Raw genomic sequence first — 24,425 nt, 5'->3', positions numbered from 1 at the left:
GCACGCTCCTTTTGTTAGCAAAGTCCGTTCTGTCTTACACCATGACTGCGTCCCGGAAAAGTAAAAGTTATGCAAAAAAAGCGGTCTAACCTTTTGCATTTGTTTGAATTGTATTTTTTCCCGGTTCCCATACAATCCGAGTCATGACCGATCGCGATCAAAAATAATCAACCACCCCATCCCAAAGGAGGCACCGCATGTCCCCCACCAAAAAAAGTCTTTTGACCATTATCGGCCTGATCATCGGTACCACGGCGGCATTGACCGCCATGGCGGCAAGGGAGACCGACACCCCACCAACGCCGACCCAAGGCACAGCCGCCAGTGGCGCCGGCCTTTCGGTTTCCGGAGAAGTGGTTCAGGAAAAGGTGCTCAAGGGGGGTGATGGTCGCGTCACCGTGGCCCTCAGCCTTGCCGCGGACCGCCTTGCCCAGGAGGGGCAATCGCCGGCGCCAGCCGCCGACCTGGTTATCGTCCTGGACCGCAGCGGTTCCATGGATGGCCGGAAACTCGACGACGCGCGCCAGGCAGTGATCCAACTGCTGGACCGGCTCGGTCCCGACGATCGCCTGGCCCTGGTGACCTATTCCGATGGCGTTCAGACGCCCTCTCCCCTGATTCCCATCACGGCCGCCAACCACCGGCAGTTGCGCGCACTGGTCAACACCGTCATGGCTGGCGGCGGAACCAACCTGGGCGGCGGGATGAAGCAGGGCATCCATCTCCTGCTGCAGACACCGGGTGCTGAACGGCAACGCAAGGTGATCCTTATCTCCGACGGGCTGGCCAACCAAGGAATTACCGATCCGACCGCACTGGGGCGCATGGCATCGGCTGCCGTGGAGAACCGGTTTTCCATCAGCACCGTGGGTGTCGGCCTCGACTTCAATGAAATGCTGATGACGGCCATCGCCGACCATGGTGCCGGCAGTTATCATTTTCTGGAGAATCCCCAGGCCTTTGCCAAGGTGTTCGAGGCCGAGCTGTCGGCCAGCCGTCAGGTGGCCGCCGCCGATGTCAAAATCCGCATTCCCCTGGAACCGGGTGTCCAATTGATCGGTGCCGGAGGCTACCCGATCCGTCATGAAAATGGGGCGGCCGTGGTCCACCCCGGCGACCTTCTTTCCGGCCAGCAGCGGACCCTTTTCCTCACCTTTCAAGTCCCCACGACCAGTGAACAGAAAATCAACCTGGGCCGACTCCAGACCGAATATACGGTGGAAGGCCAGCCGCATAAGATCACCCTGCCCCGACCGCTCACGATCGCCTGTGTGGCCGACGAGGCAGCGGTCATGGCCAGCATCAAAAAAGAGACCTGGGCCGATCAGGTGGTCCAGGAGGAGTTCAACCAGCTCAAGGAAGCCGTGGCCGCTGATATCCGCGATGGCAAAAAGGCCCGCGCCGAGCAGCGCATTCAAGCTTACACCACCAAACAGGCCTCCATCAACCGTGTCGTCGGCTCCGGCAAAGTGTCCGAAAACCTGGACAGCGATGTAAGCGCCTTACGCAAAAGCGTTGCCGACACCTTCGCCGGACCGCCGGCGGCCGTTGCCGAGAAAAAGAAACAGGTCTCCAAATCCCTGCAGTACGAAAGCTATCAGAAACGAAGAGACAAAAAATAAAGGAGATTTCCCATGAGCATCATGACCCGCCTGTTGAGGCTTTGCAAAGCCGACGTCCATGGCGTCATGGACCAGCTTGAGGACAAGGGGCTGCTTCTCCGGCAGTACCTGAGAGAGATGGAAGCCAGCCTCGATCATAAGTCCCGGCAACTGGCCGGCCTAACCGAGCGTAAAGAGCGCCTGCAATCACAAATGGCCTGCCACGCCGAGGAGATCCAGAACATCGAGCCGGACCTGAATCTGGCCCTGGAGAAGGCCAAGGACGACATCGCCCGCATGCTGATCCGCCGGCGCCGCACCCTTGAAGCCACCGTGCGACATCTGGACGAACAGTTGGCCACCCTGACCCGCGAGAAAACCGGGCTGAACGAAATCCTGTCTCAGCAGCAGCTTCAGTTCGAAGCCCTCAAAACCAAGGCCGACCGCTATTGCCAACGGTCAGAAGACGGCTGCTTCGAGCAGTCGGCCCGGGATTTTCCCATTGCCGTCTATCCTGCCGAGGCCAGCGATGAAGCCATTGAGCTGGAACTCTTGCGGCGCAAAACGGCCATGCAGAAGGGAGACACCCCATGAAACCACCGGTTCGCACCACCCTGGTATTCGGATTGATCAGCGCACTGGCCGCCATGCCTGCCGTGGGATGGCTGGCCGGTCCCATTGGCGGATCCACGGCGTTTAAGCTCATCGTGTGGCTGGACCTGCTCTTTTACGCCCTGCTGCTGACCCGGTGGGGCGGCCGGCACCCGGCCGCCGTTCTTTTCCCCATGGTTCTGCTGTTGGGGGCGGCCCTTTGGCCCGGTGTGTATACGGGGTTCTTCTTTCTGAGCGTCGGCGTGCTGGCCTGGATCCGCAGCGGGATCTGCTTTGGGTCCACGCCCCTGCGGTCGATAGCGGCCGAAACGATCTGCCTGGCCGGCGGAATCGGGCTGGTGGCCCTTTTCAAACCGTCATCGGCCATGGTCTGGGCCATCTGCATTTGGCTTTTTTTCCTGATCCAGTGCCTCTATTTCTTTATCGTTCCGGCTGCCAAGCGCAGCAAGAAGCAGGAACCGGACGCCGATCCTTTCGAGCAGGCCTGCCGGGATGCTCATCGGATCCTGGCGGAATAGATCGCCTGGGCCTTTTGCAGGGCATCCACATCGTCGATTCCCATGGTCTCGACCTCGTCGTCGACCACATGATAGCTCACCGGCCGGCCGTCCTGAACCATATATTCGATCAGGTCGGTGAAAAAGAACTCCTCGATGTCGGTCAGGCGCCCGTCAACCTCTTTTTGAACGATCTGCGGACGTGACGCCAGAATGGGCAGGTAATGGGCCAGGGACTCACGACGGACCGCATAGATACCCGAATTGCAGACGGTCAGTTCCGCCTGGCGTCCGGCGGGATACTCCCGCCAGTATTTCCACTCGGTGATTTTCCTGACCTGACCGTCGGCAATCTCCAGCACACCGTACTGTTTTTTGTCGGCCGGCGAGAAACCGAGGATCATCAGGTCGTTGGTGGCCAAACCCGCCACCAGGGTCGCGTAGCTCGAACCGTTGACAAACGGAACGTCGCCCATGGTGATCACCACCTGCTCGGCGGGGGCGGCATCCACGAAACCGGCGGCCGCCAGGATGGCACCGCCGGTGCCGTTGAGCACCGGCTGATCGATATAGACGGCACCGGTCTCTGCGGTCAGGCGCACCACATCATCCTTGCGGTGGTTGACGATCAGGGCCTTGGGGCCTTGGGGAAGCTGTTCGAAAAGATGCAGGATGATGGGCTGCCGTCCCTCAAACAGGCTGGCTTCGGGAACCAGCGGCAGGAGGGTTTTGTTACCGTCATATCCTTTCATCCGGCTGCCCCGGCCGGCAGCCATGATGATGGAAGCCACTTTACGGTCATTGTCCGTCTGCGTCATTCTGCCTCGCTTTTAGTTGGCGATAGGGGATTGGATTGATTTTTAATACTTTTTAAACATTTTTCAATCGTCGCCCAACAAAAATTTCTCATTGATCATGCTCCGTAAAGGGACGCCACTCTCAATAACATTTTAACATATTGATTTAATTATTATTATTTTTTTTCAGTCCCCCTCTCTTTTTTCTTGCATTTATGTCGAAAATACATATATTCGCGCCAAACGGCCACCGAAAATATCCGAGCAGCCCCCCGCCAAATACGGGTTTGGGGCAATTCAGAGACAACCATCTTGATAAAGGAAAACAGACGCCATGCACGTCACCATTAAAAAGAACGAACAGCAGATTTCCGTTCCGTCAGCGGCCGCCCAGGAAGGGGATGACGAACCTCCCGACCCCGGCTCTTGCCTGGCGGGAACGCCCGCCCTATCCATCCCCAAACGTGCCGGACGCATTGTCCGGTTTCCCACCCATCGCGCCGGAATTCTCAACCCGGCAGTCAGATCGTTCCGCAAGAAGCATTTTCCCGGCATCACCACCAAACTCTGGAACGACTGGCAGTGGCAGACCAGCCACCGTATCCGCAGCCTGAACCAGTTGGAGAAGATGATCGTGCTCTCTGACGTGGAGCGGGCAGCCTTTGAGCAGTCCGGGACCACCCTGCCGCTGGGAATTACGCCCTATTACATGAGTCTGGTTTCACCGGACAATCCGGATCAGCCCATCCGGCGCACGGTGATTCCAACCATACACGAGACCGTGCATACCACCGGTGAAGCCGACGATCCGCTGGGCGAGGATGCCATGAGCCCGGTGCCGGGCCTGGTGCATCGCTACCCGGACCGTGTGCTCTTGCTCTTGTCTGACTTCTGCTCCACCTATTGCCGTTACTGCACGCGCTCACGGGTGGTCGGCCATGGCGCCATCCACCCCAGCCGTAACCGGCTGGAGCGTGCCTTCGCCTACATCGAGCAGACGCCTGCCGTGAGGGATGTGCTGATCTCCGGCGGTGACCCGCTGATGCTCGGTGAGGAGAAACTCGCCTGGGTACTTTCACGGCTGCGTCAGATCCCCCATGTGGAGATCGTGCGCATCGGAACCAAGGTGCCGGCCGTACTGCCCCAGCGTATCACGGCGCGCCTGGTGCGCATGCTGCGTCAGTTTCACCCGTTGTGGATGAGCCTGCACTTCACCCACCCGGACGAGTGTACGCCCGAGGCCTCGCGCGCCTGCGCCATGCTGGCCGATGCGGGAATCCCCCTGGGTTCCCAGACCGTGCTGCTCAAAGGCGTCAACGACAACCTGGAGACCATGCGCGAGCTCGTGCACAAACTGCTCAAGATGCGCGTGCGCCCCTACTATCTGTATCAGTGCGATCCGATCACCGGTTCCGCCCATTTTCGTACGCCCGTTGAGACCGGCCTTTCGATCATCCGCGGCCTGCGCGGATTCACCAGCGGGTACGCCTTGCCCACCTATGTGATCGACGCTCCCGGCGGTGGCGGCAAGATTCCGCTGATGCCCGACTATGTGGTCGGCCGCGAAGACGATGCCCTGATATTGAGAAATTACGAGAACAAGCACTACCGCTACCCCGAACCCTGCAACCGCTGAATGGGTTGCATGTCCCTTACACCTGTGAGGAGATGGTATCCATGTCCCTGACCATCGGACTGACCTATGACCTGCGCTCGGCCTATCTGGCCGAGGGTTTCACCGAAGAAGCGACCGCCGAATTCGATCGTGACGATACGGTGGCGGCCATCGAATCGACCCTCCAGTCACTGGGCCACCGTACCGAACGCATCGGCCACGGCCGCCAACTGGCTGAGGCCCTGGTGGCCGGCCGGCGCTGGGACCTGGTCTTCAACATCGCCGAAGGCATGTACGGGATCGGCCGGGAAGCCCAGGTGCCGGCGCTTCTGGATATGTACCGGATTCCCTACACCTTTTCGGACCCGCTGGTGATGAGCCTGACCCTGCATAAGGGTATGACCAAACACGTCATCCGCGACGCCGGTGTGCCGACCAGCGAATTTCTGGTGGCCGAAACCGCATCCGATGCCCGTGCGGTCGGCTTCGCAGCGCCCTATTTCGTCAAACCGGTGGCCGAGGGAACCGGCAAGGGGGTCACGCCGGACTCCATCGTGCGCAACCGCAGCGACCTCGAAGCGGTTTGCCTGCGCCTGATCGAGACCTTCCGGCAACCGGTGATCGTCGAGCCCTATCTTCCCGGCCGCGAGTTCACCACCGGCATCGTCGGTACGGGTCCAAACGCCCGGGCGATCGGTACCATCGAGGTGCATCTTCTGGAAACGGCCGAGGCCGGAGTCTATTCCTACGTCAACAAGGAGGAGTGCGAATCGCGCGTTCTTTACCGACTGGTGCGGCCGTCTGACGACCCGGTGGTGGCGGCGGCCGAGTCCGTGGCCCTGGCTGCCTGGCGCGCCCTGGGCTGCCGGGATGCCGGGCGCATCGATCTGCGCTGCAACCACGACGGCCATCCCCAGTTCATCGAGGTAAATCCCTTGGCCGGCATTCATCCGGAACATTCGGACCTGCCGATCATCTGCAACCACCTGGGCATCGCCTACCGCGACCTGATCGGCTGGATCGTCGATTCGGCGGCCACCCGCATCTGACAAAATGCCACGCTGCACGGAGCCGCCTGATGAAAGTCGCCATCGTTCACGATATCGTCGTCGGCAGCGAACGATGACGACGAAAACAGGAGGTGTTTGGTCATGGCGACGCAAAAAAACATGAAGCTTTGGGTCGTGGACGTTGTTTCGTTCGTTGTTCTGTCGCTGCTGGCCAGTACGGTCAATCCTTTGATTAGAATGCTCATCTTATAAAGTAAAACATCACTGTGGTTTTTTACAACCTGTTAAAAAAACTGACAAACTGTTATCTGTCCGAATGGTTCGGTCTATTCAGGATATCTAATTAATTTATAAAGATACAAACAGATAGAATTATGCCTGCCATATTCCATAGGAACTGGCATATCCCTTGCTGCCTTTTGTTAGAAGCATCTTTTGTTCTAAACAAACCCTATCTTTGGAAGCTTCCAAGCATAACGTGGTTGAAACTCGTTCTATTGAGTAGCCCTATCGCACAATGAAGGCGGAAAAACAAATGATCGCCTCCCACCACCCGACCGACAAATTCGACAGGCTGCGCCGCCAGGCGGTGGAACTCATCCGGCAACACAGGCCAGCGGATGTCCCTCCCCCTGACGATATCCTCGAACTGATCCACGAGCTTCAGATCCACCAGGCCGAGCTGGAAATCCAATCAGCAGCAAGCCGCCTATGTTAAAATGGAGCTTAACCGGCTGACCCGTCAGGCAGACACCGACATGAGGCAACAGCTTATGCGACTGGCGGCGTTCACGGGTGACTATATTGAGAAAATGCGCAATCTCGCCTATACACTCAACCCGCCCGCCCTGCATCGCGGCGGCCTGCTGCCGGCTCTCAATGTACTGGCCAAGGATATGCAGACCCAGCATGGGTTGACGGTGGTCCTGCGCAACCAAGCCGGGGCCGAACCGGCATCGTCTGTACTCTCTTCGATTGTGTACCGTTCGATCAGAGAGTTGCTGTTAAATGTGATCAAACATGCCGGTGTGAACGAAGCGCTGGTTGAAGTCCGCAGCCAAGACAATCGAATTCGGATTAGCGTGACAGATAAAGGCAAAGGATTTGATTACCCTGCGATCAGGAACTGCAAGGGCTGTAAACCGGGGTTTGGGCTGTATAGCATCGAGGACCGCATGATGTTTATCGGCGGCACCATGCAGATCACGACCAAACCCGGCAAAGGCAGTAGTATTGTTCTGACGGTGCCCAGAGATATCATCCGATTCAGCCGCCAACCTAAAAAGCCGACCCGGTCTGTCATCGGGAAGCAATCAATTGCGTCTGAACCATTCGGGTTATGAAAGCCTAACCGCCCACGTCGTAATCAGTTCAGCGGCCCAGGCGGAGCTGGCTCTGCGAACGGGGTGTTCAAGGGATTCGTTGAGCTTTTGGAGTTTCTTCTCCGCCTCTTTCTCCCGACTGATGTCCATCAGTACCATACGCCACTGAACCACGGCCTCCCCTTCATCCCGATCGGCCGTGATATAGGCCCGCACCCACATTGGTAGGCCGTTTTTCCCTATCCGGCACTGGACCTGAAAAAGCAGGAAAAAAAACGGTAAAAATCGTTCCCTGGTCCACGTTGCTTTCCACAGCGATCTCGCCGTTGTGTTGCTCCACAATGCCATGGACCACCGCCAACCCGATGCCCGTGCCCTTGCCGAATGGTTTGGTGGTGTAATAGGGATCAAAAATGCGTTCGCGTGTATTGGCGTCCATGCCGCAGCCGGTGTCGGCCACCACCAGCTTGACATATGAGCCGGGTTGCAGACGGGCATGGCGTCCGGCAGCGGCTTTATCGAGAGTGATGTTTCCCACCTTGACGATAATCTGCCCGCCCATGGGCAGCATGGCATCGGCCGCGTTGGTGCAAAGGTTGATTATTATCTGATGGATCTGGGTGCTGTTGCCGAAAATGGGCGCGATATCTGATGCCAGGTGCTCCTGGATCGTGATGTTGGCGGGTAAAATGGACCGAATCAGGGGCAACGTTTCCCGAACCACATCGGCGATGTTCAAAACCGCCTGCCGGATGTCGTCCTTTCGGGCAAAGGTCAGCAATTGGCGAACCACTTCCTTGGCCCGCGTGGCAGCCAATCGGATTCTCTCCAGTTTGTTTTTCAGCGGGCTCTCTTCGGAAATTTTAGCGTTTATCAGCTCGTAGTTGCCAAGGATGATGGCAAGGATGTTATTGAAATCATGGGCTACACCGCCTGCAAGGGTGCCGAGGGTCTCCATCTTTTGGATTTGGTGCAGATTCTCCGCCATCTGTTGTTTTTCTTCTTCAATTTCTTTTTCGCGGCTGATGTCTGTCAGTACCACACGCCACTGGACGGCCACCCCGTTCTCGTCCCGGTCGGCCGTGATATCGGCCCGCGCCCAGAACGGTGGGTCCGATCTGCTTTTCAGTTGCATTTCCAGACGCTGTTTCTCACCGGTTCGAGCGGCGGTGTGGCAAGTGTCCCAAAAGGTATCTTGCCAGCCGGTGGCGATGTAATGGCTCATGGCCGACCCTAATAAAGACGGCTTTGGCGCGCTCAGCAGAATGACGCCGGTCAGGTTGACGCGGGTGATGATACCCAACGGATTGAGGGTGACATAACCGCATGGCGCGAACTCGTAAAGCCGTTCGTATGCTTGGTGTAAGTCGGAAAGTTCCTGTTGCGCCCGCTTGAGCTCTTCGTTTTGAATTTCCAGTTCGACCTGGTGAATTCGAAGTTCGTGGATCAGTTCAAGGAGATCCTCAGGGGAGTGAATATCCTGCTGTTGGTTGCGCTGGATGAGTTTTTCCGCCTGCCGGCGCAGTCTGTCGAATTTGTTGCCCGGGTTGTGAGAAGGATGCATTCGTTCACCGACCTTATGGAATGGTTTCAGCATCCGGCAAGATGCTTTTTATTTCTCTTTGACAAATTGCAATAAAATCCGGTAGGCCTCCTCCTCTCCGTCGTCGGTGCGGATGATCCGTCCGTTGATGAAATACTTATTGGCCCTGTCGGCCTGGGTGATCTCGCTGGCGGTGATGGTGAAATCCCTCTTTTTTTCAGCCGCGTCCATCAGGCGGGTCTTCAAATCGGTTGCGGCCAGCAAACCGTTTTTGATGTCAAGGACGTCAAGGCCGGCGATTTTTTCATCGGGCAGTTTCATCAAATCGGAAAAGGCCGCATTGGCCAAAACGATCCTGCCTTTGGCGTCCAGCACGGCCATGGGTTCTTCGTTCATGTCAAAAATATCGCGCACCAGTTGCCAGGCCTGTTCCAGCTCTGTTTTTGACGTGGTCAGGACCTCCTGGGCCTGCTTTTCCTCATTGATGGTGGTGAAGGTGAGTACGGCGCCGTCGATGCGGTTGTCCGTGGTGCGATAGGGGATGATGCGCATTTTGAACCAGTCCCCACTGTTGGTTTGCACCTCGGCTCTTTGTGGGGCCAGGTTCTTCAGGACCGTTTCCAGGTCGCTGATCATGCCTGCGTAGGTCAGGTTGGTGGCCACATGCTGCAGGGGACGCCCGATGTCGGTCTGGATCAGGTTGATGATGGCGGTCGCCTGGGGAGTGAACCGCTTGACCCGCAGGCTGTTGTCCACGAAAACAGTTGCTATCTCGGTGCTGTTGAGCAGGTTGCGCATATCGTCATGGGCCGCGGACAACTCTTCCACCTTGCTCTGGAGTTCGGCGTTGACCGTCTGCAGCTCCTCGTTGAGCGATTGCAGCTCCTCCTTGGAAGATTCCAACTCCTCGTTGGTGGATTGCAGTTCCTCGTTGGAGGATTGCAGTTCTTCGTTGGTGGATTTGAGTTCCTCGTTGGAAGATTCCAGTTCCTCGATGGTGGTCTGGTGGCTTTCCCGGGTGTTTTGCAGCTCCTGCTCCAGGGCGATGATACGTGCGGCCTCGTGTTTCTGAATGGCCTGGTCACCGCTCTGGGGCCCGGGTACTGGCGGGTTTTCCACGTCCTCGAAAACCACCAGGAAGCGGCCGGCCAGTTCCTTGGGGACATACTGGGGGCTGACATGCAGAGTGATCATTTGTGTGTCGCCATTGGTTTTGACACCGATTCTCTTGCGGATCACGGTTTGATGGGAGGTCCTGGCCGCCCGCAGGGCCGAGGAGAGCTCGATGCGCAGCCCCTGCCGGGCCATGTCCAGGATGTTGTGGGTGGGCGGGCCGCTGGGGGTCTCGAGATATTTGCCGGTGCGGCCCTGAACGTACAAAATATGGCCTCTGGGGTCCACCAAAAGGGCGGTGGGCGCAAACTGGTCGAGAATGGCCTTTTGGGTGAGCAGGGAAAAGTTGACCTTGGGCTCCTCTCCCGGCGCCAGCTTGTTGGTGGCCAGGGCCATGTCGGTGGTGGACGGGCCGCTGGGAAATTCGATCTGCTGGCGCAGCTCCTGGGGCACCTCGACCCGCCGGAAGATCTTCCACTTCTTGTCCATGACGTCGAACAGGTTGGCGAAACTGCCGATGGTTTCGGAAGAACCCAGCATCAGGACGCCGTCGGGGCGCAGGGTATAGTGGAACAGGGGCAGCAGCTTTTTCTGGGCCTCGGTGTCTAGGTAGATCAGCAGATTGCGGCAGCAGAGCAGGTGCAGCCGGGAAAAGGGCGGATCCTTGATCAGGTCCTGGGCCGAGAAAACGGCGAAATCCCGGATCTCCCGACGGATATGAAACGAATCTCCCTCCTTGATGAAAAACCGTTTCAGGCGCTCTTCGCTCACGTCGGCGGCGATGCTGGCCGGGTAGAGGCCGGCCCTGGCTTTGTCGATGGCGAAACCGTCGATATCCGTGCCGAACAATTGCACGCTGATGCGCTTGGGGTTCTTGTCCAGCACCTCCCGGATGATCATGGCCAGGGAGTAGACCTCCTCGCCCGTGGAGCAGCCCGGAACCCAGGCCCGGAAGGTGCCGTCTTCCGGAATTTTATCGAACAGCTCGGGCAGAACCGTATATTTAAGGGCGTCGAAGGACTCCGGGTCGCGGAAAAAATTGGTCACCCCGATGAGCAACTCGCGGAACAGGGCTTCGACTTCCTCGGGATTTTTACGCAGCAGGCTGATGTATTGTTCGTGGCCCTGGATCTGGTTGAGGCCCATGCGGCGGTTGATTCTGCGCAGCAGAGTGTTGAGCTTGTACTGGGAAAAATCGTGTCCGATCTGGGCGCGCAAGATGGCAAAAATTTATACAGCCAGGCCTGCTGGCCGCTCCGGGCAAGGGCGGTTCCCCTGGCCGTAACCGGATGCAGGGAAAAATACTGGCTGAGCCGGCGCGGCATCTCTTCGGGCGGCAGGATGATGTCGGCCATGCCGGTGGCAATGGCGCTGCGGGGCATGCCGTCATAATCGGCCGAGGTCTCCGATTGAACCAGCACCAGCCCGTCGTTGGCCTTGATCTCTTTGATGCCCAGGGTTCCGTCCGTGCCGGTGCCGGACAACACCACGGCCACGGCCCGGGGTCCCTGGTCCTGGGCCAGGGACCTCAAGAACGCATCGATGGGCAATATGGAGTGCCGTTCCACCACATCCAGGAGTTGGATCTTGCCCCGGAAGACACTGATCTCCTTGTCCGGCGGAATCACGTAGATGTGATCGGCCTCAATGCAATGGCCGTCCCGGGCGGTCTCCACCGGCAGGGAAGTCACTTTCTGCAGCAGGCCGGGCATCATGCTGGGCTGCTTGGGGGTCATGTGGACCAGCACGATAAAGGCCATGCCGCAGTTTTCGGGCACGTGGCTGAAAAAGGTTTTCAGGGCCTGCAATCCGCCGGCCGAGGCGCCCAGACCGACGATAGGGAAAAGTGGAGCTGACCTTTTTAAAGGCTTTGCCTTTTTGGTCCGGCTGGCCGGTGCCCTGGCCTTTCCCGGGGAGGATTGCTTGGTGTTCTTTTTATCAATCATCTTATCAATCATCGTGGAACTTTCTTATACTGGCGCTTGCGGATTGTTTTTATTTGTTGTCAGGCGGGGTAGATAATGAACGTTTCAGATCTATCTGCAATGGAGAAATAATAGAAATTCTTATTTTTATCAAGTAGTTTTTAATGAAGGAGGAGGTAAACGCATGCATTGGTATAAATGCTCATGTCTTCTTTAAAAAAGTGCATAATAATGCGAATTGTCAATCAACTTTTGTTCTCTTTTGTTACCCGGACGCTCAGCCGGGGTGTACAAAAGGACTTGCCAATAGAGGCAACCCAAAGACGGCAGCCGGATCGATCGGCTATTTCTCAACAAGCTACTTAATGGAGGAAAAAATGAAGACAAAGATCAGTATGACCAAAATTCTGGCGTTAACCTTGGCATTGGGACTGCTACTCGCCACCGGCGCCATGGCGGCGGACGAGACCATCACCGGTACGGTCGATAAGGACGACAACGGCATAATCGTCATTTGCATAGGCAGTTTTGCCTATCGATGCATTCAAAAGCAGATCATGCCGGATGAACAACGCTGCCGGTATTTATGACTGGTTGTTCACATATCCCTGGGAGATGGCATAACGCACCAGATCGGCGGTGCATTTGAGATTGAGTTTGAATCGGATGTTGGCGTGATGGCGATTTACGGTGCGCACGCTGATGCATAGCTTATCACTGATCTGGCGGTCAGTGTGGCCGTCGACGATCAGTTGGAGCACCTGCCGTTCCCTGGGGGTAAGGGGGGTCTGGGTGGCCTGTGGATCGCCCCGACAAATAGAGAGGATGGCCGATGGGAACTCGTTGGCCAGTTTTTTGGACAGGTAGGTCTGGCCGGAGCGGATGCAGTCGATGGCTTCGATCAGTTCCTCTCCTGAATCCTCCTTGAGCAGGTACCCCTTGGCGCCGGCCTCCAAGGCCATGATGAGGAAGTCCTCGCGCTTGTGCATGCTCAACATGAGTACATGGGTATCGGGATGCTGGGTGAGGATTTCCCGGGCCGCTTCAATGCCCCGCATACCAGGCATGGTGATGTCCAGAATCACCATGTGGGGAGGATTCTTCCGCACCAGTTTGAGCAGCTTGAGGCCATCTCCGGTCTCGCCGATAACCTTGAGCCCATCCACCGCCTCGATCAGGTTACGAACGCCCTCGCGTATCATGGCGTGATCGTCGGCCAGAATGATCGTGTATTCGTCGTTCATGGGGGAGCCTGTCGGCGTACAAGGCACACGAATGGTCAGATGCGTGCCTTTACCGGTTTGATTGTCAATGGAAAAGGTTGCATGGATCAGCCCGTGGATGGCGTTGTTAACGCCGACGCCCGTTGCATGGAAATGACGGAGGTCTCCGAAGACGTTCCGGTACACTTCTGGCAGTGGGTAACAACGCGTTTATCGCCGACTTCAGATAGATCGCGATGGGCCGGCAATGGGATCTAATCGGATCGTTGTTCGAATTTCGCCGGCGCTTTGAATCGTTAGGCGATTTCTGTCAAAGAATATACCCGCCTGCTTGTCTTTTCATCCGTCTTCTACGTTGGGCGTTTCCACACATAGCCCCACTATGCGTAAAAAAGCCCGCCTTGAATACGAATGAAAATCCGGCGCATCCTGGTATATTCTTTTCCGCCAATCGCCTGACCTCAGGCGGCGATGACCGTTTGATAGATATCAATCAAGTTGTCGGTGCTGACATTGATCGAAAAATGCAGGGCCGTCATGGCGATAGCATGCTTCATGGCGAAACGCCGGCTGTCCGACAAAGAGGCAATCCACCCCGATCCTTACATCATCTCCACTTCCGAGGCGGCAACCACACGATCGATTTCGGTTTATGGTCATGCATCCGTTGCCTGATTTTGAAATGCTTTTTTTGCTGTTCACGTGCGTTATCGTTGTTGGGTCGATCGGCCAAGTATATTTTTTCGCACCGGCGCAGAAAGCATCAGGGGGAGCACTCGCCACGACTATTAATATGACATGAAGATGACACATAACAATTGGTAAAACTGCTCAAAGATCGATCAGTGCCAGGTACTCGCTCGAGGCCGAAACAATGTGCGCATAGGTCTGCAGGGTATTTTCAGCTTGTTTCTCGACCGTGATATCGGTGAGGCTGCCGATCAGGGCATGGGGCAGGTCGTTTTCGTTGAAGATGACAACAAAACGGTCCCTCAACCATCGGTATCCATCCTCTTTGATTCACAGGCAATAGACCAGCGCGCCGTCGTGAACCTGATCGGGCCTGAGATGGGTGACGTCGCTGAAATGCTTCAGCACGCGATCACGGTCATCCGGATGGATCCACGCCAGACGTTTCTCATCTCCGATTTGCAGCCATTTGTGGAGAAACATCCAGCTGATTTCTTTCTGGACCGGTGAATGAAATGCTCACACCGACCGCGCTGGGGCAGCTGCGGCCAGTGGGGAATTTCAGGCAGATATTCGGCGATCAGGGAGAGTGCCGTTTGGGTATCCGTAAAAGGCAGACTTCCAATGCCGGTGGCTGCCCCACGGGGCTGAAATGGAGTGCTTAGTGGGTTCTGCAACATAACCGTTTACCCGTTCCTGCCACGCCCCATCATCAACGAACGATTGAATCATAAATAGGAGGACTCAAAAACGATGCCGGCATTTTTAAGCCGCGCATAATCCATATCCAACCGCTGATTGGCAATGTGGCGGATGGTTTTGTCATTGACTTCGCTTTCGTTGATCGAACACAGGGCATAGACCTTGGTAATCTTCTCCGGGTATCCCGGGATCAGTGGCGTCGGGATGAAATCGGCCATGAACAGGCACATGTCTGTTTCAATGGGAATGTCATCCGTTGATTCGGACTGGCTTACTTGTTTCACCAGGTTGCGATAAAGGTTGATTTTGAGCGAAACCTTCCGGCCACCCATCGCCAACCGGATGAAATCCTCCAGGCGCTCATTTTGTCCATTGTCTATGGCTTCAATTGTCATGACGGTTTATCCTTTCCCAAATGGTTTGGTGGTTTGGTACCCCCGGCGGCCGGATGCCCAATGGGACGAAAGGGCCCTTGGCCACATCACAGAATCCGGGGAGGCCGCCCTACTCGATCAATTTGTTCAATTTTTTCTTTCAGCACATTCAAACGGACAGGTATTTGTTGCCAGCTTTTATATAAGATATGAAGATGAGAGATAACAATTGGTAGAAATACTCAAATTTTCAATGCGCCATAGGCATATTTAAGCACAACACCATCAGGGAGACGGGAAGGCGATTTATTGTAAGCCGCTGGTTTAGAGACCTCAGGCCATCCTGAGGAGCGCTGCCGACCGGGCATTGCAACAACAGAAAAATGGGCGAAGCGATCATCGGTGTTGCACTCCCGTTTTGTGAAGTCATACCAATTCCTTGACAAGCAAATCGATCTTTGCGAACGTGTATGCGTCTTACCCGAACATTCAGGACAACCAAACCGGAGAAAAAGCCCCATGGCATTGACCAAACAGGATATTGCGGAACGAATCTGTTCTCAACTTGGCTTTCCCAAAAAACAATCCACGGAAATCACGGAAAACTTGCTTGAGCTTATAAAATCGACCCTATCGGCCGGCGACGATGTCCTGGTCTCCGGCTTCGGCAAGTTTTGTGTAAGAGAAAAAAACGAACGAAAAGGCCGCAACCCCGCCACCGGTAAAGATTTGATGCTGAGGCCAAGGCGGGTGGTAACGTTCAAATGCTCAGGACAGTTAAGAAACAAGGTAAACGGGAAATGAATGCGGTACCTCATCGACGCCAGTTCAGCCGTTACACCGCGGTATTCAGTACCAAATATACCGTCAAAGAGGGAACGTTCCGCGATCTCATTCAAAACATCGGTGCCGGGGGTGCATTTATCAGATCCCGGAGGAAAATCATACAAGGACGAACCATCAACATCCAAATTCCGGTATTTGCCTTCGGAAGACGGCTCAGCATCATGGGCACGGTCGTACGAAGCCATCCGGAGGGTTTCGCCGTGATGTTCAAGGAAGCGATGGAAATGAGGCTGTTAAAGGACGGCCGATTTCCGGCGAATCTTCAGGATGTGACCCAATCCACCATAAAAATAGATAAAAACAGCATTTCTTGACGAAATTTCACGGGCACCAACTCAGCCACTGTCGCCGATTCCCGACAAAAAGGAATTTCAATCCGCGCCCCCGTGCTGCCCTTTAATGGGTGCCCCCCTACCCCCGATAGTCCCGCTTTTTCTTAGGAGTGGGGATGAAATTAATTTACTGCAATTAATAAAATTCCCGATCCTTAGTGAGGATGGCGACGGTCTCGGCGATTTCCGCTGCGCTCACGGACTGGCGCAGGGATTCCATGCGGATCATCACCTCGGCAAACCGTACCCCCTCGGCGGCGCTGATCCACTCCAGCTGGAGCCGCTCGGGCCGGATGCCGCGTTTTTCCATTTTTGCACGAACCTTCTGGATGCGTTTTTCCGTCCAGTGGTTGGCATCGATGTAGTGGCAGTCGCCGATGTGACAGCCGCTGACCAGGATCACCGGTGCGCCCTTTTTGAACGCGTGCCAGATGAACGCGTCGTCCACGCGCCCCGAACACATGGTGCGGATCAGCCTCGCGTTTGGCGGATACTGCAGCCGGGACACCCCGGCATAGTCGGCCCCGGCATAGGAGCACCAGTTGCAGGCAAAGGTGAGAATCTTATCCTCGGGCCGTTCTTCCAGCAGGGCGTCGATCTGGTCTATGATCTGGGGATCGGTAAAATGGTGGGTGACGATGGCACCAAAGGGGCACTCGGCCGCACAGGTGCCGCAGCCGTTGCAGGCGGCAGCGGTGATCCGGGCCGGCTGCTTCGCTTTGACATCCACGCTGATGGCATTATAAGGGCACACTTCGGCACACTTGCCGCAAGCCTTGCACAACTCGGGAACCACTTCGGCGGTGATGGCCTCGGCAGTGATGTGCCCGGCATGCATCAGGCGGATGGCGCGCACCGCGGCGGCCGAGGCCTGGGTGACGCTCTCCTTGATATCCTTGGGGCCTTCGGCGCAGCCGGCGTAGAATACCCCCCGAGTGGCGGCATCCACGGGCTGCAGCTTGGGATGGGCCTCCAGGAAGAATCCGTCCGACGTCAGCTGCAACCCCAGCATCTCCTGCAGGCGCTGGGTGCCGGGGGCCGGTTCCATTCCCACGGCCAGTACCAGCAACTCCAGATCGTAATAATCCAGGCGGCCGGTGGCGGTGTTCTCCACGGCCACCCGCAGGCTGCCATCGGGAAGCGGTTCGACATTGCCCGGCAGGCCGCGAACATAATGCGTGCCCTTACGCCGGCTGCGGGTGAAAAGATCCTCGAAGCCTTTGCCGAAGGCGCGGATGTCAATGTAAAAGACCGTGATCGCCATGTCCGGGTAGTGCTCCTTGAGCACCAGCGTGCTTTTGACCGTATTCATGCAGCAGGTGTTGGAGCAGTATGATTTTCCCCGCCGGGCCGACCGGGACCCTACGCATTGCACGAAACCGACGCTTTTGGGCCGTCGCCGGTCGGTGGGGCGCACCAGTTCCCCCTGGGTGGGGCCACCGGCATTGACCATACGTTCGAATTCCAGGCTGGTAAGCACGTTCTCAAAGCGCGTGTAGCCGTATTCATCCAGTTTGCGCGGATCAAAGGGCGACAGGCCGGTGGCCACCACGATCGTGCCGACCCGCTCGGTAAGGGTCTGATCGGACATGTGGAAGTCGATGCACTTCTTCTCACAGGCCTCCAGGCACTTGGTGCATACCGTGGGATTGTTGCCCAGGCACTCGTGGGGGTTGAGCACGTAGGCCGATGGCACGGCCTGGGGAAAGGGAGAGTAGATCGCCCGGCGCGAGGAAAGCCCCATGTTGAATTCATCCGGCCGGACCACCGGGCACACCGTGGCGCAGTCGCCGCAGGCGGTGCACGCGGTTTCATCCACATAGCGGGCTTTCTTGACGATTCGCACGTCAAAACTGCCCACGTGTCCGTTGACATCCACCACTTCGCTCAAGGTGTGGATGGTGATGCGGGGATGCCGACCGGCATCCGTCATTTTGGGCCCCAGAATTCAGATGGAGCAGTCCATGGTGGGAAAGGTCTTGTCCAACTGGGCCATGACCCCGCCGATGGAGGGCTGCTTTTCTATCATGACCACATCATAGCCGTTGTCGGCCAGGTCCAGTGCCGACTGGATGCCGGCCACGCCGCCGCCGATCACCAGCGCCCGCTGGGTCATGGGCAACCGGGTTTCGCTCAAAGCACTCAGTCGGCGTACCCGCGCCACGGCCATCTTGATCAGGTCCCAGGCCTTGTCCGTGGCCGCCCCCTTGTCGTGCATGTGGACCCAACTGCATTGCTCACGCAGGTTGGCCATCTCCAGCAGGTAGGGGTTGAGCCCGGCGTCTTTCAGCATCTGGCGGAAGGTAGGCTCGTGCAGGCGCGGTGAGCATGAGGCCACCACAATGCGGTTCAAGCCGTGCTCGGCAATGTCGTCCCGGATCTCCCGCTGGCCCGGTTCGCTGCAGGCATAGCCGATGCCCTTGGCCACGGTCACATCGGCCAGACCGGTCGCTCTCTCGGCAATCCCGTCACAATCCACGGTCTGGGCAATGTTCAGACCGCAGTGGCACACATAAACGCCCACGCGCAGGGCATCATGAGCGCTGTCTGCGGAAGGGACCGAAGCTGTCAAGGTCGTTTGCGTCGTCATAGAAATACCTATACATTTCTGATAGTAAAAATCAGTTTCTCAACTCCCTTCCCAATAAATCGTCCGGGCGATGGCGCTGGTCAGATCCATGGTCTCCAGCTGCAGATCCTCGGCCCGCATGGCATCCTCCATGGCGCAGCGCAGGTGGATCTGACACTTGGGGCAGGCAGTGAGGATCACCTCGCTGCCCGTCTGCCGGGCGCTGGTAATCCGTTTGACCTGCAGGGACTTGGAATAGGCATCGCAGCCGGTCCAGGCGCTGTTGCCGCAGCACACGGCGCCACTGCCCGACTCCGGCATTTCGAGCAGCTCGGTGCCGGTCATGCGTGCCAGCAGTTTGCGGGGCAGGTCGGACCGTCCGTCGAAACGGCTCTGGCGGCACGCGTCCTGGAAGGTCACCGTGGCCCCGAGGGGCTTGAATCCCACCGCCCCCTTGTCGATCTCACGCTCCAGAAATTCGTGAATGTGGGTCACGGTCAAAGGCAGCGGGACACCATTTTCCGGATAGTCGTGGGCCAGGGTGTGATAGCACTCCGGGCAGGCGGTAACCAGCTCACCGGCACCGGAATCGGCAAAGGCCCGGGCATTGCGCCGGGCCAGGCGCAGGAAGTTTTCCCGGTCACCGGTCCAGAGCAGATCATGGCCGCAGCAGGTCTCGTTTTCCAGCACCGCCGGCTCCACATCGAAAAAATTGAGCAACCGCAGGCTGTCCTCCAGGATCCGGGCGGTCTGTACGCCGAGAAACCGGTTGAAAAAGATGTCGAAATACGGGGCGCACCCCCCGAAAAAAAGCACCGGAGCGCCAGCCCGGGTGCGGATCTCCGCGGGCAGATCGCGCCAGCGCCGCGGCAACAGGTTCTCGGCGGTCATGGCGCGCATCATGCTCTGGAAAAAACCGCCGTGGGTTGGCGCTTCGACCAGCCGGTGGTGATGGTAATAGGCACGCATGGAGCGGATGAACGCCGGGAAATTGACCGCCGAGGGACAGCGCTCGTAACAGAGCCCACAGGTCAGGCAGGCATTGACCGCCTGGCGTACGTCCGGATCATCGGCCCGGCCGGCGATGATGCGATTGGCGATCTCGCGGGGCGAGTACGGTTTGCCGGCCAGGGCCAGGGAACAGGCCGAGGTGCATTTGCCGCAGTCCTGGCAGGCAAAGACGTCGTGGGCCGCCACAATGGCCTCGGGCGTCAATGCGGCCGGCGCCTCGCCCCTGACCGACGCGTGCGGCAAAATCGGGCTGTGGCCCATTTCATAAATCTGCCGGACAAATGCCTGCAGGCGAGCGAGCAGGACCTGGGGCCGGTCCGGCAAAAAATTGTCCAGTTGCAGACGATCGGCACCGATCCCCATCAGGTCGAGAATCCGGCAGGTTTCGGAGGTGTTGCCGTGGGCACTGCGGGTCCCGCTGCCATAACGGCAGGTGCCGGACTGGCATCCCAGCAGCATTACACCGTCGGCGCCCATCTCGAAGGACCGCAGCAACAGAGCCTTGGTGATCCGGCCACTGCAGGGAATGCGAATCATTTTGATTTCGCTCGGGATGTCCGCGCCCTGATCCTGGAGGTGCTGAAACGCGGCATGGGGTCCCCAGTTGCAGAGAAAGACAATAATTTTATAGTCAGGCATTGTTTCAATTCCTATGGCCTATCACCTATGGTCTATCGCCCATAGCCTAATATGGCCGCTCACCCTACCTTCCTAACTCACCAGCAGTTTCTCCACGGTCTGTTCCAGATACACATGGTCGCGGTAGGGACTGTCGGCCGCATCCGACGGGCAGACGGAGATACAATTGCCGCACCCCTTGCACAGGGCATCGTCCACCTCGGCATAGTACCCGCCAACGGCATTGGGCCTGAAGGCAATAGCCTGGTACGGGCACACCGCCAGGCAGCGGCCACAGCCCCGACACTGGTTTTCCTTGATCTTGACGGAAAAGCCCCGGCTGTGTCGCGGCCCAATAGGCATGGCGGCGGCGGCCAGAACAGCGGCAGCAGCCCCCTTGATCCGCTTGGAAATCGGCACTCCGGACGGATCGGCCAGAAACAGACCGGAGATGGAGGTCATCCCCGGATAAAGGAAGGGGGTGCCATTATCCCTCCCATCCTGGGCGGTGGTGTGCAGAAAGTGATTCGGGTGGCCCTCGTGACGGTGGTAAAACGACAGATCACGCGTCTTTTCCCCCAGAATAATCCCCCCGACGGTAAAGGTCCGATCCATTGATTGCCCGTGGGTGCGGACCTCGAAATTGCCGAGGGTTCCGCTGATGCCGGTCACCCGGGTATCGGCCAGGGCGTAAATATTGGGATGCTGTCGGTTTTGGGGATCGGCACCGATCAGGATGACATCCTGCCCGGCCTCGGCCAGAGTCGTTGCGGCCGTCAGGGCCGCTTCGTTGCCGCCGATCACCGCGGTAGTGAAATTATAGTTGCGGACCGGCGCGGGAAAGGGCAGCAGATGGGCCGAATGGCTGATGGCCCGATCCATGAACCCGGTAAACCGCTCCAGGGCCAGTTCCGGCCGCTGCTTGATCAGTCGCAGCACTTCACCGCGCAAGTTGACGGTCTGCACCATGGCGCGGCTGATACCGGTGCCGTTGAAGAGTCCGACCTTGAGCCGGCTGCGCTGGTCGGTGCAGGCGCTGCAGATGAAATCGAGCGGGCAGCAGACGCACGACGCCAGCACGACCCGCGTCAGGCCCAGTTCCCGAACGGTGGCCAGGATATGGGCGATTCCCTCGGGGGTGCAGGCCGCGTTCACGGCCTCGGCATGGGCAATTTCCGGCCGGTCGTAAAGCCACTGCAGATAGGCGTCCATACCTTCCGACCAACCAAGCGAGTCGTTACAGCGGCAGGCAAATACGCCCATCCGGATGTCCGGGTTCAGCCCCGGATCGGGTGGTACGAAGGCAATGCCGTGTCCTTTGGGGCCGGCGGCGGCGCCTTTGAGCAGTACCAGGGCTTTGGCCGCAGCGGCCTGGCCGCGCAGGATCATGGCAAACACATCGGGTTTGGCGGCCGCCGGACCGTAGGCACGGATCACGTCTTCCCCACGGATCGACGGGATCAGTTCCGGATCGGCGACAATCATCACCCCGACGTTCTCGGTGGTTGACAACACAGGTTCATCGTGCCGGATGGCCTGGACCTCACCGCAGGCACTCACACACTCCAGGCATTCGGCACAGGCCGCGCACTGCAGGCAGCGGGCCGCTTCCAGCTGCACCTGCTTTTCAGCATACCCGCAGGCCACTTCGGCAAAGCTCGCTTGGCGAGCCGCCAGCGGTATTTCCGCCATGGGAGTGCGCTCACAGGTCGGCGTGGCCGGATCGATGGGCACAAAATCCCGCGCCGGAGGACGCGCGGTAGCCACCCTGCCCACACCGCAATCAGCACCCGTCAGGTCGTTGGCGATGATCCCGGCGGCCAGCCGTCCACCGGCCATGGCCTGAACCACCGAACTGGCACCGGAAACCGCATCCCCGGCAGCGTATACTCCCGGCAGGCGGGTTCGTCCGTCACCATCCACCCCCAGATAACCGCCGGGCGTCGATGCGATCGCGGTCAGCCCTTCGGTGTAGGCGCCGGTCTGGCCGATAGCCACAACGGCGCGGTCCACGGCCATCCACTCGGCCGCACCGCCATCGACGACGACCGGCCAGGCAATGCCCTGGGCATCCGCTTCACCCGGCCGGGTGGGCATCAGGGTGAGATCTTTAAGCCGCCCCTCGATACCGTTGAACGCGGTGACCTGTCGGCTGTGAACGATGGGGATTCCCTCGGCCAGGGCCGCCTCGACCTCCTCGGCGTCGGCGGGGATCTTCTCCATGGGGAACCAGGAGATCAGGGTCACCCGGGCCCCCAGGCGGTGCAGTACCCGCGCCAGGTCAAAGGCGGCATTGCCGTCACCGATGACCGCGACCGTTTCATCCAGGGCTTGGATCGTACCGCGGTAAAATTGCCGCAGAAGTGCGAGACAGCCGTCCACCCCATCCAGCGATTCGCCCGTGATCCCGAGCCGCCGGTCGGCCCATGACCCCACAGTGAGAAGTACGGCATCGAAACGGTTCTTCAGATCGGAGAAATCACCGCCCAGGTCGATCGGCTGGCCGGTTTGGATTTCAACCCCCAGCCGCCGGATATAGTCAAGCTCCCGGTCCAGGATCGCTCTGGGCAAGCGGTGGGGGCCGATGCCGTAGCGCAGCAATCCGCCGGCCTGGGATTCTTTTTCAAAAATAGTTACTGCAAAGCCTTGCCGGGCCAGGTCGGCGGCAGCGGCCAATCCGGCCGGTCCCGAGCCGACAACGGCGATTTTTTCCGCCCGGGTGGGAGACGGCACCGATGGCGTGGCATCGTCCGGCTGCGGTTGCCGGGCCTCGACATCGGCCAGGAACCGTTTGATGTCCCGGATGGCCAGGGGTCCATCCACCTCGCCGCGCCGGCAGGCCTCTTCGCAGGGATGGTGGCAGACCCGCCCGCAGATGCCGGGCAGGACGTTGTCGCGCCGGATCAGCGCCAGGGCCTTATCGTAGCGGCCGGCTCTGGCCAGGGCGATATACCCCTGGGCATTGACACCCAACGGGCAACTGTTCTGGCAAAGCGGTTCCCGGCGTTTGTCGATCACCGCCCTTCCCGGCAGCGCCATGCGGCTTTCAAAGGCGATCGGCCGGCATCCCGCTTCGGCTTCTCCGGGACAGACCGCCACGCAGCGGCCGCACAGGGTGCAGCGGCTGGAGTCCACGAAGGTCTGCGTGGTTTCGATTTTGACGGCGAACCCCTGGGGGTTGTGCCGCACACCGGTAACGCTGACCGGCATGATACAGCGAATCCCAGGATTGCGCAGGATACGGATCAGGCCGGGTCGATGGGCAAAATTCAGCGGAATCCCGGATGGCAGGCGATAGGCGTCGTCGGACAGTCGCCGGTTGATATCGGCGTCCGCGTCCACCAGGATGACAGGAATGCCCAGTTCTCCCAGTTTGTTGGTCGCCGCCACGCCCGCGGGGGTGGCACCCACCACCATCACGCTGTGCAGCCGGTTCTTGGGACTTTTCATGCAAAGGCTCCAATCTGGCCGGCCGCCTTCTTGGCACGGGCTTTCAGGCTGGAGCGACCATAGGCCCAGCCCTTCTCAAAGGCCTTCAGGTTTTTCTCTTCGGTCCCCTTGGGAACCGATTCGCGCACTGTCTGCCGCGCCGCCTCCAGGGTAATGGCATCGGTGATGGCGGTAAAAAAACCGACCATGATGATGTTGGCGATCATTTTCAGCCCCATCTCCTCGGCAAACCGTGTACTGGGAACACTGAAGCCACCGGCCCCCGCTTCCGGCGTTACCAGATCCTGATCCACAATCAGGATGCCTTCCGGGATCAGCAGCGCCTTGTATTTCTCATACCCGGCCTGGGACATGGCCACCAGGATGTCGGGATGCTGGATGTAGGGGTAGTTAATCTGTCTGTCGGCGATGGTGACCTGGGCGCTGCAGGCCCCTCCCCGGGATTCGGGCCCGTAGGACTGCACCAGGGTCGATTCCAGCCCGTCACGGATGGCCGCCGCCTTGCCCACAATACGACCGGCCAGGACAACTCCCTGGCCGCCGAATCCGGTGATCACGATTTTCTTTTGCATGTT

At 58.4% G+C, this 24,425-nt stretch carries 22 protein-coding genes and 2 pseudogenes; 11 read left to right on the top strand and 13 right to left on the bottom strand.

Annotation, left to right across the window (positions count from 1 at the left end; all coding sequences use genetic code 11):
- Positions 1–197: 197 nt before the first annotated feature.
- The 3 genes from GN112_RS02435 to GN112_RS02425 are packed head-to-tail and all read left to right on the top strand — an operon-like array spanning position 198 to position 2,731.
- Positions 198–1,622, top strand: coding sequence for a vWA domain-containing protein (locus GN112_RS02435; protein ID WP_155308770.1), 1,425 nt, complete (start codon positions 198–200; stop codon positions 1,620–1,622).
- A gap of 12 nt (positions 1,623–1,634) precedes the next feature.
- Positions 1,635–2,195 carry a PspA/IM30 family protein gene (locus GN112_RS02430; RefSeq protein ID WP_155308769.1) on the top strand — a complete coding sequence of 187 codons (561 nt, stop codon included), beginning with the start codon at positions 1,635–1,637 and terminating at the stop codon, positions 2,193–2,195.
- Complete coding sequence (locus GN112_RS02425) at positions 2,192–2,731, top strand: hypothetical protein (protein WP_155308768.1); 540 nt, start codon at positions 2,192–2,194, stop codon at positions 2,729–2,731. The genes GN112_RS02430 and GN112_RS02425 overlap by 4 nt, the downstream gene beginning before the upstream one ends.
- Here GN112_RS02425 and GN112_RS02420 read toward each other — a convergent pair.
- Positions 2,710–3,528: an NTP transferase domain-containing protein gene (locus GN112_RS02420; RefSeq protein WP_155308767.1), complete on the bottom strand. Its 819-nt coding sequence runs from the start codon at positions 3,526–3,528 to the stop codon at positions 2,710–2,712. The genes GN112_RS02425 and GN112_RS02420 overlap by 22 nt on opposite strands.
- A gap of 313 nt (positions 3,529–3,841) precedes the next feature.
- On the opposite strand from GN112_RS02420, the gene GN112_RS02415 reads away from it, so the two are divergent.
- The 4 genes from GN112_RS02415 to GN112_RS02400 all read left to right on the top strand — a co-directional run bounded on the left by GN112_RS02415 (position 3,842) and on the right by GN112_RS02400 (position 7,475).
- Positions 3,842–5,143, top strand: a complete 1,302-nt coding sequence (locus tag GN112_RS02415; protein ID WP_155308766.1) for a KamA family radical SAM protein — start codon at positions 3,842–3,844, stop codon at positions 5,141–5,143.
- A 41-nt stretch (positions 5,144–5,184) separates the two neighbouring features.
- Positions 5,185–6,171 (top strand): D-alanine--D-alanine ligase family protein, encoded by a 987-nt coding sequence (locus GN112_RS02410; RefSeq protein WP_155308765.1) that lies wholly within the window; start codon positions 5,185–5,187, stop codon positions 6,169–6,171.
- A gap of 496 nt (positions 6,172–6,667) precedes the next feature.
- Positions 6,668–6,850, top strand: coding sequence for a hypothetical protein (locus tag GN112_RS02405; protein ID WP_155308764.1), 183 nt, complete (start codon positions 6,668–6,670; stop codon positions 6,848–6,850).
- Between the two features lies 1 nt (position 6,851).
- The gene (locus GN112_RS02400; protein ID WP_155308763.1) at positions 6,852–7,475 is read left to right on the top strand and encodes a sensor histidine kinase; all 624 of its coding nucleotides are present in this window, start codon (positions 6,852–6,854) and stop codon (positions 7,473–7,475) included.
- Positions 7,476–7,638: 163 nt separating this feature from the next.
- On the opposite strand, the gene GN112_RS02395 is transcribed toward GN112_RS02400, so the two are convergent.
- The 4 genes and pseudogenes from GN112_RS02395 to GN112_RS34170 all read right to left on the bottom strand — a co-directional run.
- Positions 7,639–9,051: a two-component system sensor histidine kinase NtrB gene (locus GN112_RS02395; RefSeq protein ID WP_155308762.1), complete on the bottom strand. Its 1,413-nt coding sequence runs from the start codon at positions 9,049–9,051 to the stop codon at positions 7,639–7,641.
- Between the two features lie 15 nt (positions 9,052–9,066).
- Positions 9,067–11,256, bottom strand: a complete 2,190-nt coding sequence (locus GN112_RS02390; RefSeq protein ID WP_197743242.1) for a CheR family methyltransferase — start codon at positions 11,254–11,256, stop codon at positions 9,067–9,069.
- A pseudogene (locus GN112_RS34175) lies at positions 11,257–11,328 on the bottom strand (hypothetical protein); the annotation flags it as partial.
- Between the two features lie 152 nt (positions 11,329–11,480).
- Positions 11,481–12,056: pseudogene (locus GN112_RS34170) on the bottom strand (chemotaxis protein CheB); the annotation flags it as partial.
- A 356-nt stretch (positions 12,057–12,412) separates the two neighbouring features.
- Here GN112_RS34170 and GN112_RS02385 point away from each other — a divergent pair.
- On the top strand, positions 12,413–12,625 hold the full coding sequence (locus tag GN112_RS02385) for a hypothetical protein (protein WP_155308761.1): 213 nt from the start codon (positions 12,413–12,415) through the stop codon (positions 12,623–12,625).
- Here GN112_RS02385 and GN112_RS02380 read toward each other — a convergent pair.
- The 3 genes from GN112_RS02380 to GN112_RS02370 form a co-directional block, all read right to left on the bottom strand.
- Positions 12,620–13,279, bottom strand: coding sequence for a response regulator (locus tag GN112_RS02380; RefSeq protein ID WP_155308760.1), 660 nt, complete (start codon positions 13,277–13,279; stop codon positions 12,620–12,622). The two genes, GN112_RS02385 and GN112_RS02380, sit on opposite strands and share 6 nt — an antisense overlap.
- A gap of 810 nt (positions 13,280–14,089) precedes the next feature.
- On the bottom strand, positions 14,090–14,254 hold the full coding sequence (locus GN112_RS02375; protein WP_155308759.1) for a hypothetical protein: 165 nt from the start codon (positions 14,252–14,254) through the stop codon (positions 14,090–14,092).
- Between the two features lie 24 nt (positions 14,255–14,278).
- Complete coding sequence (locus GN112_RS02370) at positions 14,279–14,431, bottom strand: hypothetical protein (RefSeq protein WP_155308758.1); 153 nt, start codon at positions 14,429–14,431, stop codon at positions 14,279–14,281.
- Between the two features lie 32 nt (positions 14,432–14,463).
- Between GN112_RS02370 and GN112_RS02365 the strand changes: the two genes are divergently transcribed.
- Entirely contained in the window at positions 14,464–14,613 is a 150-nt protein-coding gene (locus GN112_RS02365) for a hypothetical protein (RefSeq protein WP_155308757.1), read from the top strand.
- A 63-nt stretch (positions 14,614–14,676) separates the two neighbouring features.
- Here GN112_RS02365 and GN112_RS02360 read toward each other — a convergent pair whose 3' ends face one another.
- A complete protein-coding gene (locus tag GN112_RS02360) occupies positions 14,677–15,045 on the bottom strand; it encodes a hypothetical protein (protein ID WP_155308756.1) in 369 nt (122 codons plus the stop codon).
- A 498-nt stretch (positions 15,046–15,543) separates the two neighbouring features.
- Here GN112_RS02360 and GN112_RS02355 point away from each other — a divergent pair, with 498 nt between their 5' ends.
- On the top strand, positions 15,544–15,828 hold the full coding sequence (locus GN112_RS02355) for an integration host factor subunit alpha (RefSeq protein ID WP_155308755.1): 285 nt from the start codon (positions 15,544–15,546) through the stop codon (positions 15,826–15,828).
- Entirely contained in the window at positions 15,789–16,184 is a 396-nt protein-coding gene (locus tag GN112_RS02350; protein ID WP_155308754.1) for a PilZ domain-containing protein, read from the top strand. The genes GN112_RS02355 and GN112_RS02350 overlap by 40 nt, the downstream gene beginning before the upstream one ends.
- A gap of 154 nt (positions 16,185–16,338) precedes the next feature.
- Here GN112_RS02350 and hdrA2 read toward each other — a convergent pair whose 3' ends face one another.
- The 4 genes from hdrA2 to GN112_RS02330 form a co-directional block, all read right to left on the bottom strand.
- A complete protein-coding gene (hdrA2, locus tag GN112_RS02345; RefSeq protein ID WP_155308753.1) occupies positions 16,339–18,792 on the bottom strand; it encodes a CoB-CoM heterodisulfide reductase HdrA2 in 2,454 nt (817 codons plus the stop codon).
- A gap of 39 nt (positions 18,793–18,831) precedes the next feature.
- A complete protein-coding gene (locus GN112_RS02340; RefSeq protein WP_155308752.1) occupies positions 18,832–20,421 on the bottom strand; it encodes a hydrogenase iron-sulfur subunit in 1,590 nt (529 codons plus the stop codon).
- Positions 20,422–20,493: 72 nt separating this feature from the next.
- A complete protein-coding gene (locus GN112_RS02335; RefSeq protein ID WP_155308751.1) occupies positions 20,494–23,850 on the bottom strand; it encodes an FAD-dependent oxidoreductase in 3,357 nt (1,118 codons plus the stop codon).
- Entirely contained in the window at positions 23,847–24,422 is a 576-nt protein-coding gene (locus tag GN112_RS02330) for a 2-oxoacid:acceptor oxidoreductase family protein (RefSeq protein ID WP_155308750.1), read from the bottom strand. Before GN112_RS02330 ends, GN112_RS02335 begins: the two co-directional genes overlap by 4 nt.
- Between the last annotated feature and the right edge of the window lie 3 nt (positions 24,423–24,425).

This window comes from Desulfosarcina ovata subsp. ovata (assembly GCF_009689005.1).
Taxonomy (GTDB): Bacteria; Desulfobacterota; Desulfobacteria; order Desulfobacterales; family Desulfosarcinaceae; genus Desulfosarcina; species Desulfosarcina ovata.
The sequence above is the reverse complement of the archived record's forward strand: the minus strand, read 5'-3'. Positions and strand labels throughout refer to the sequence as shown.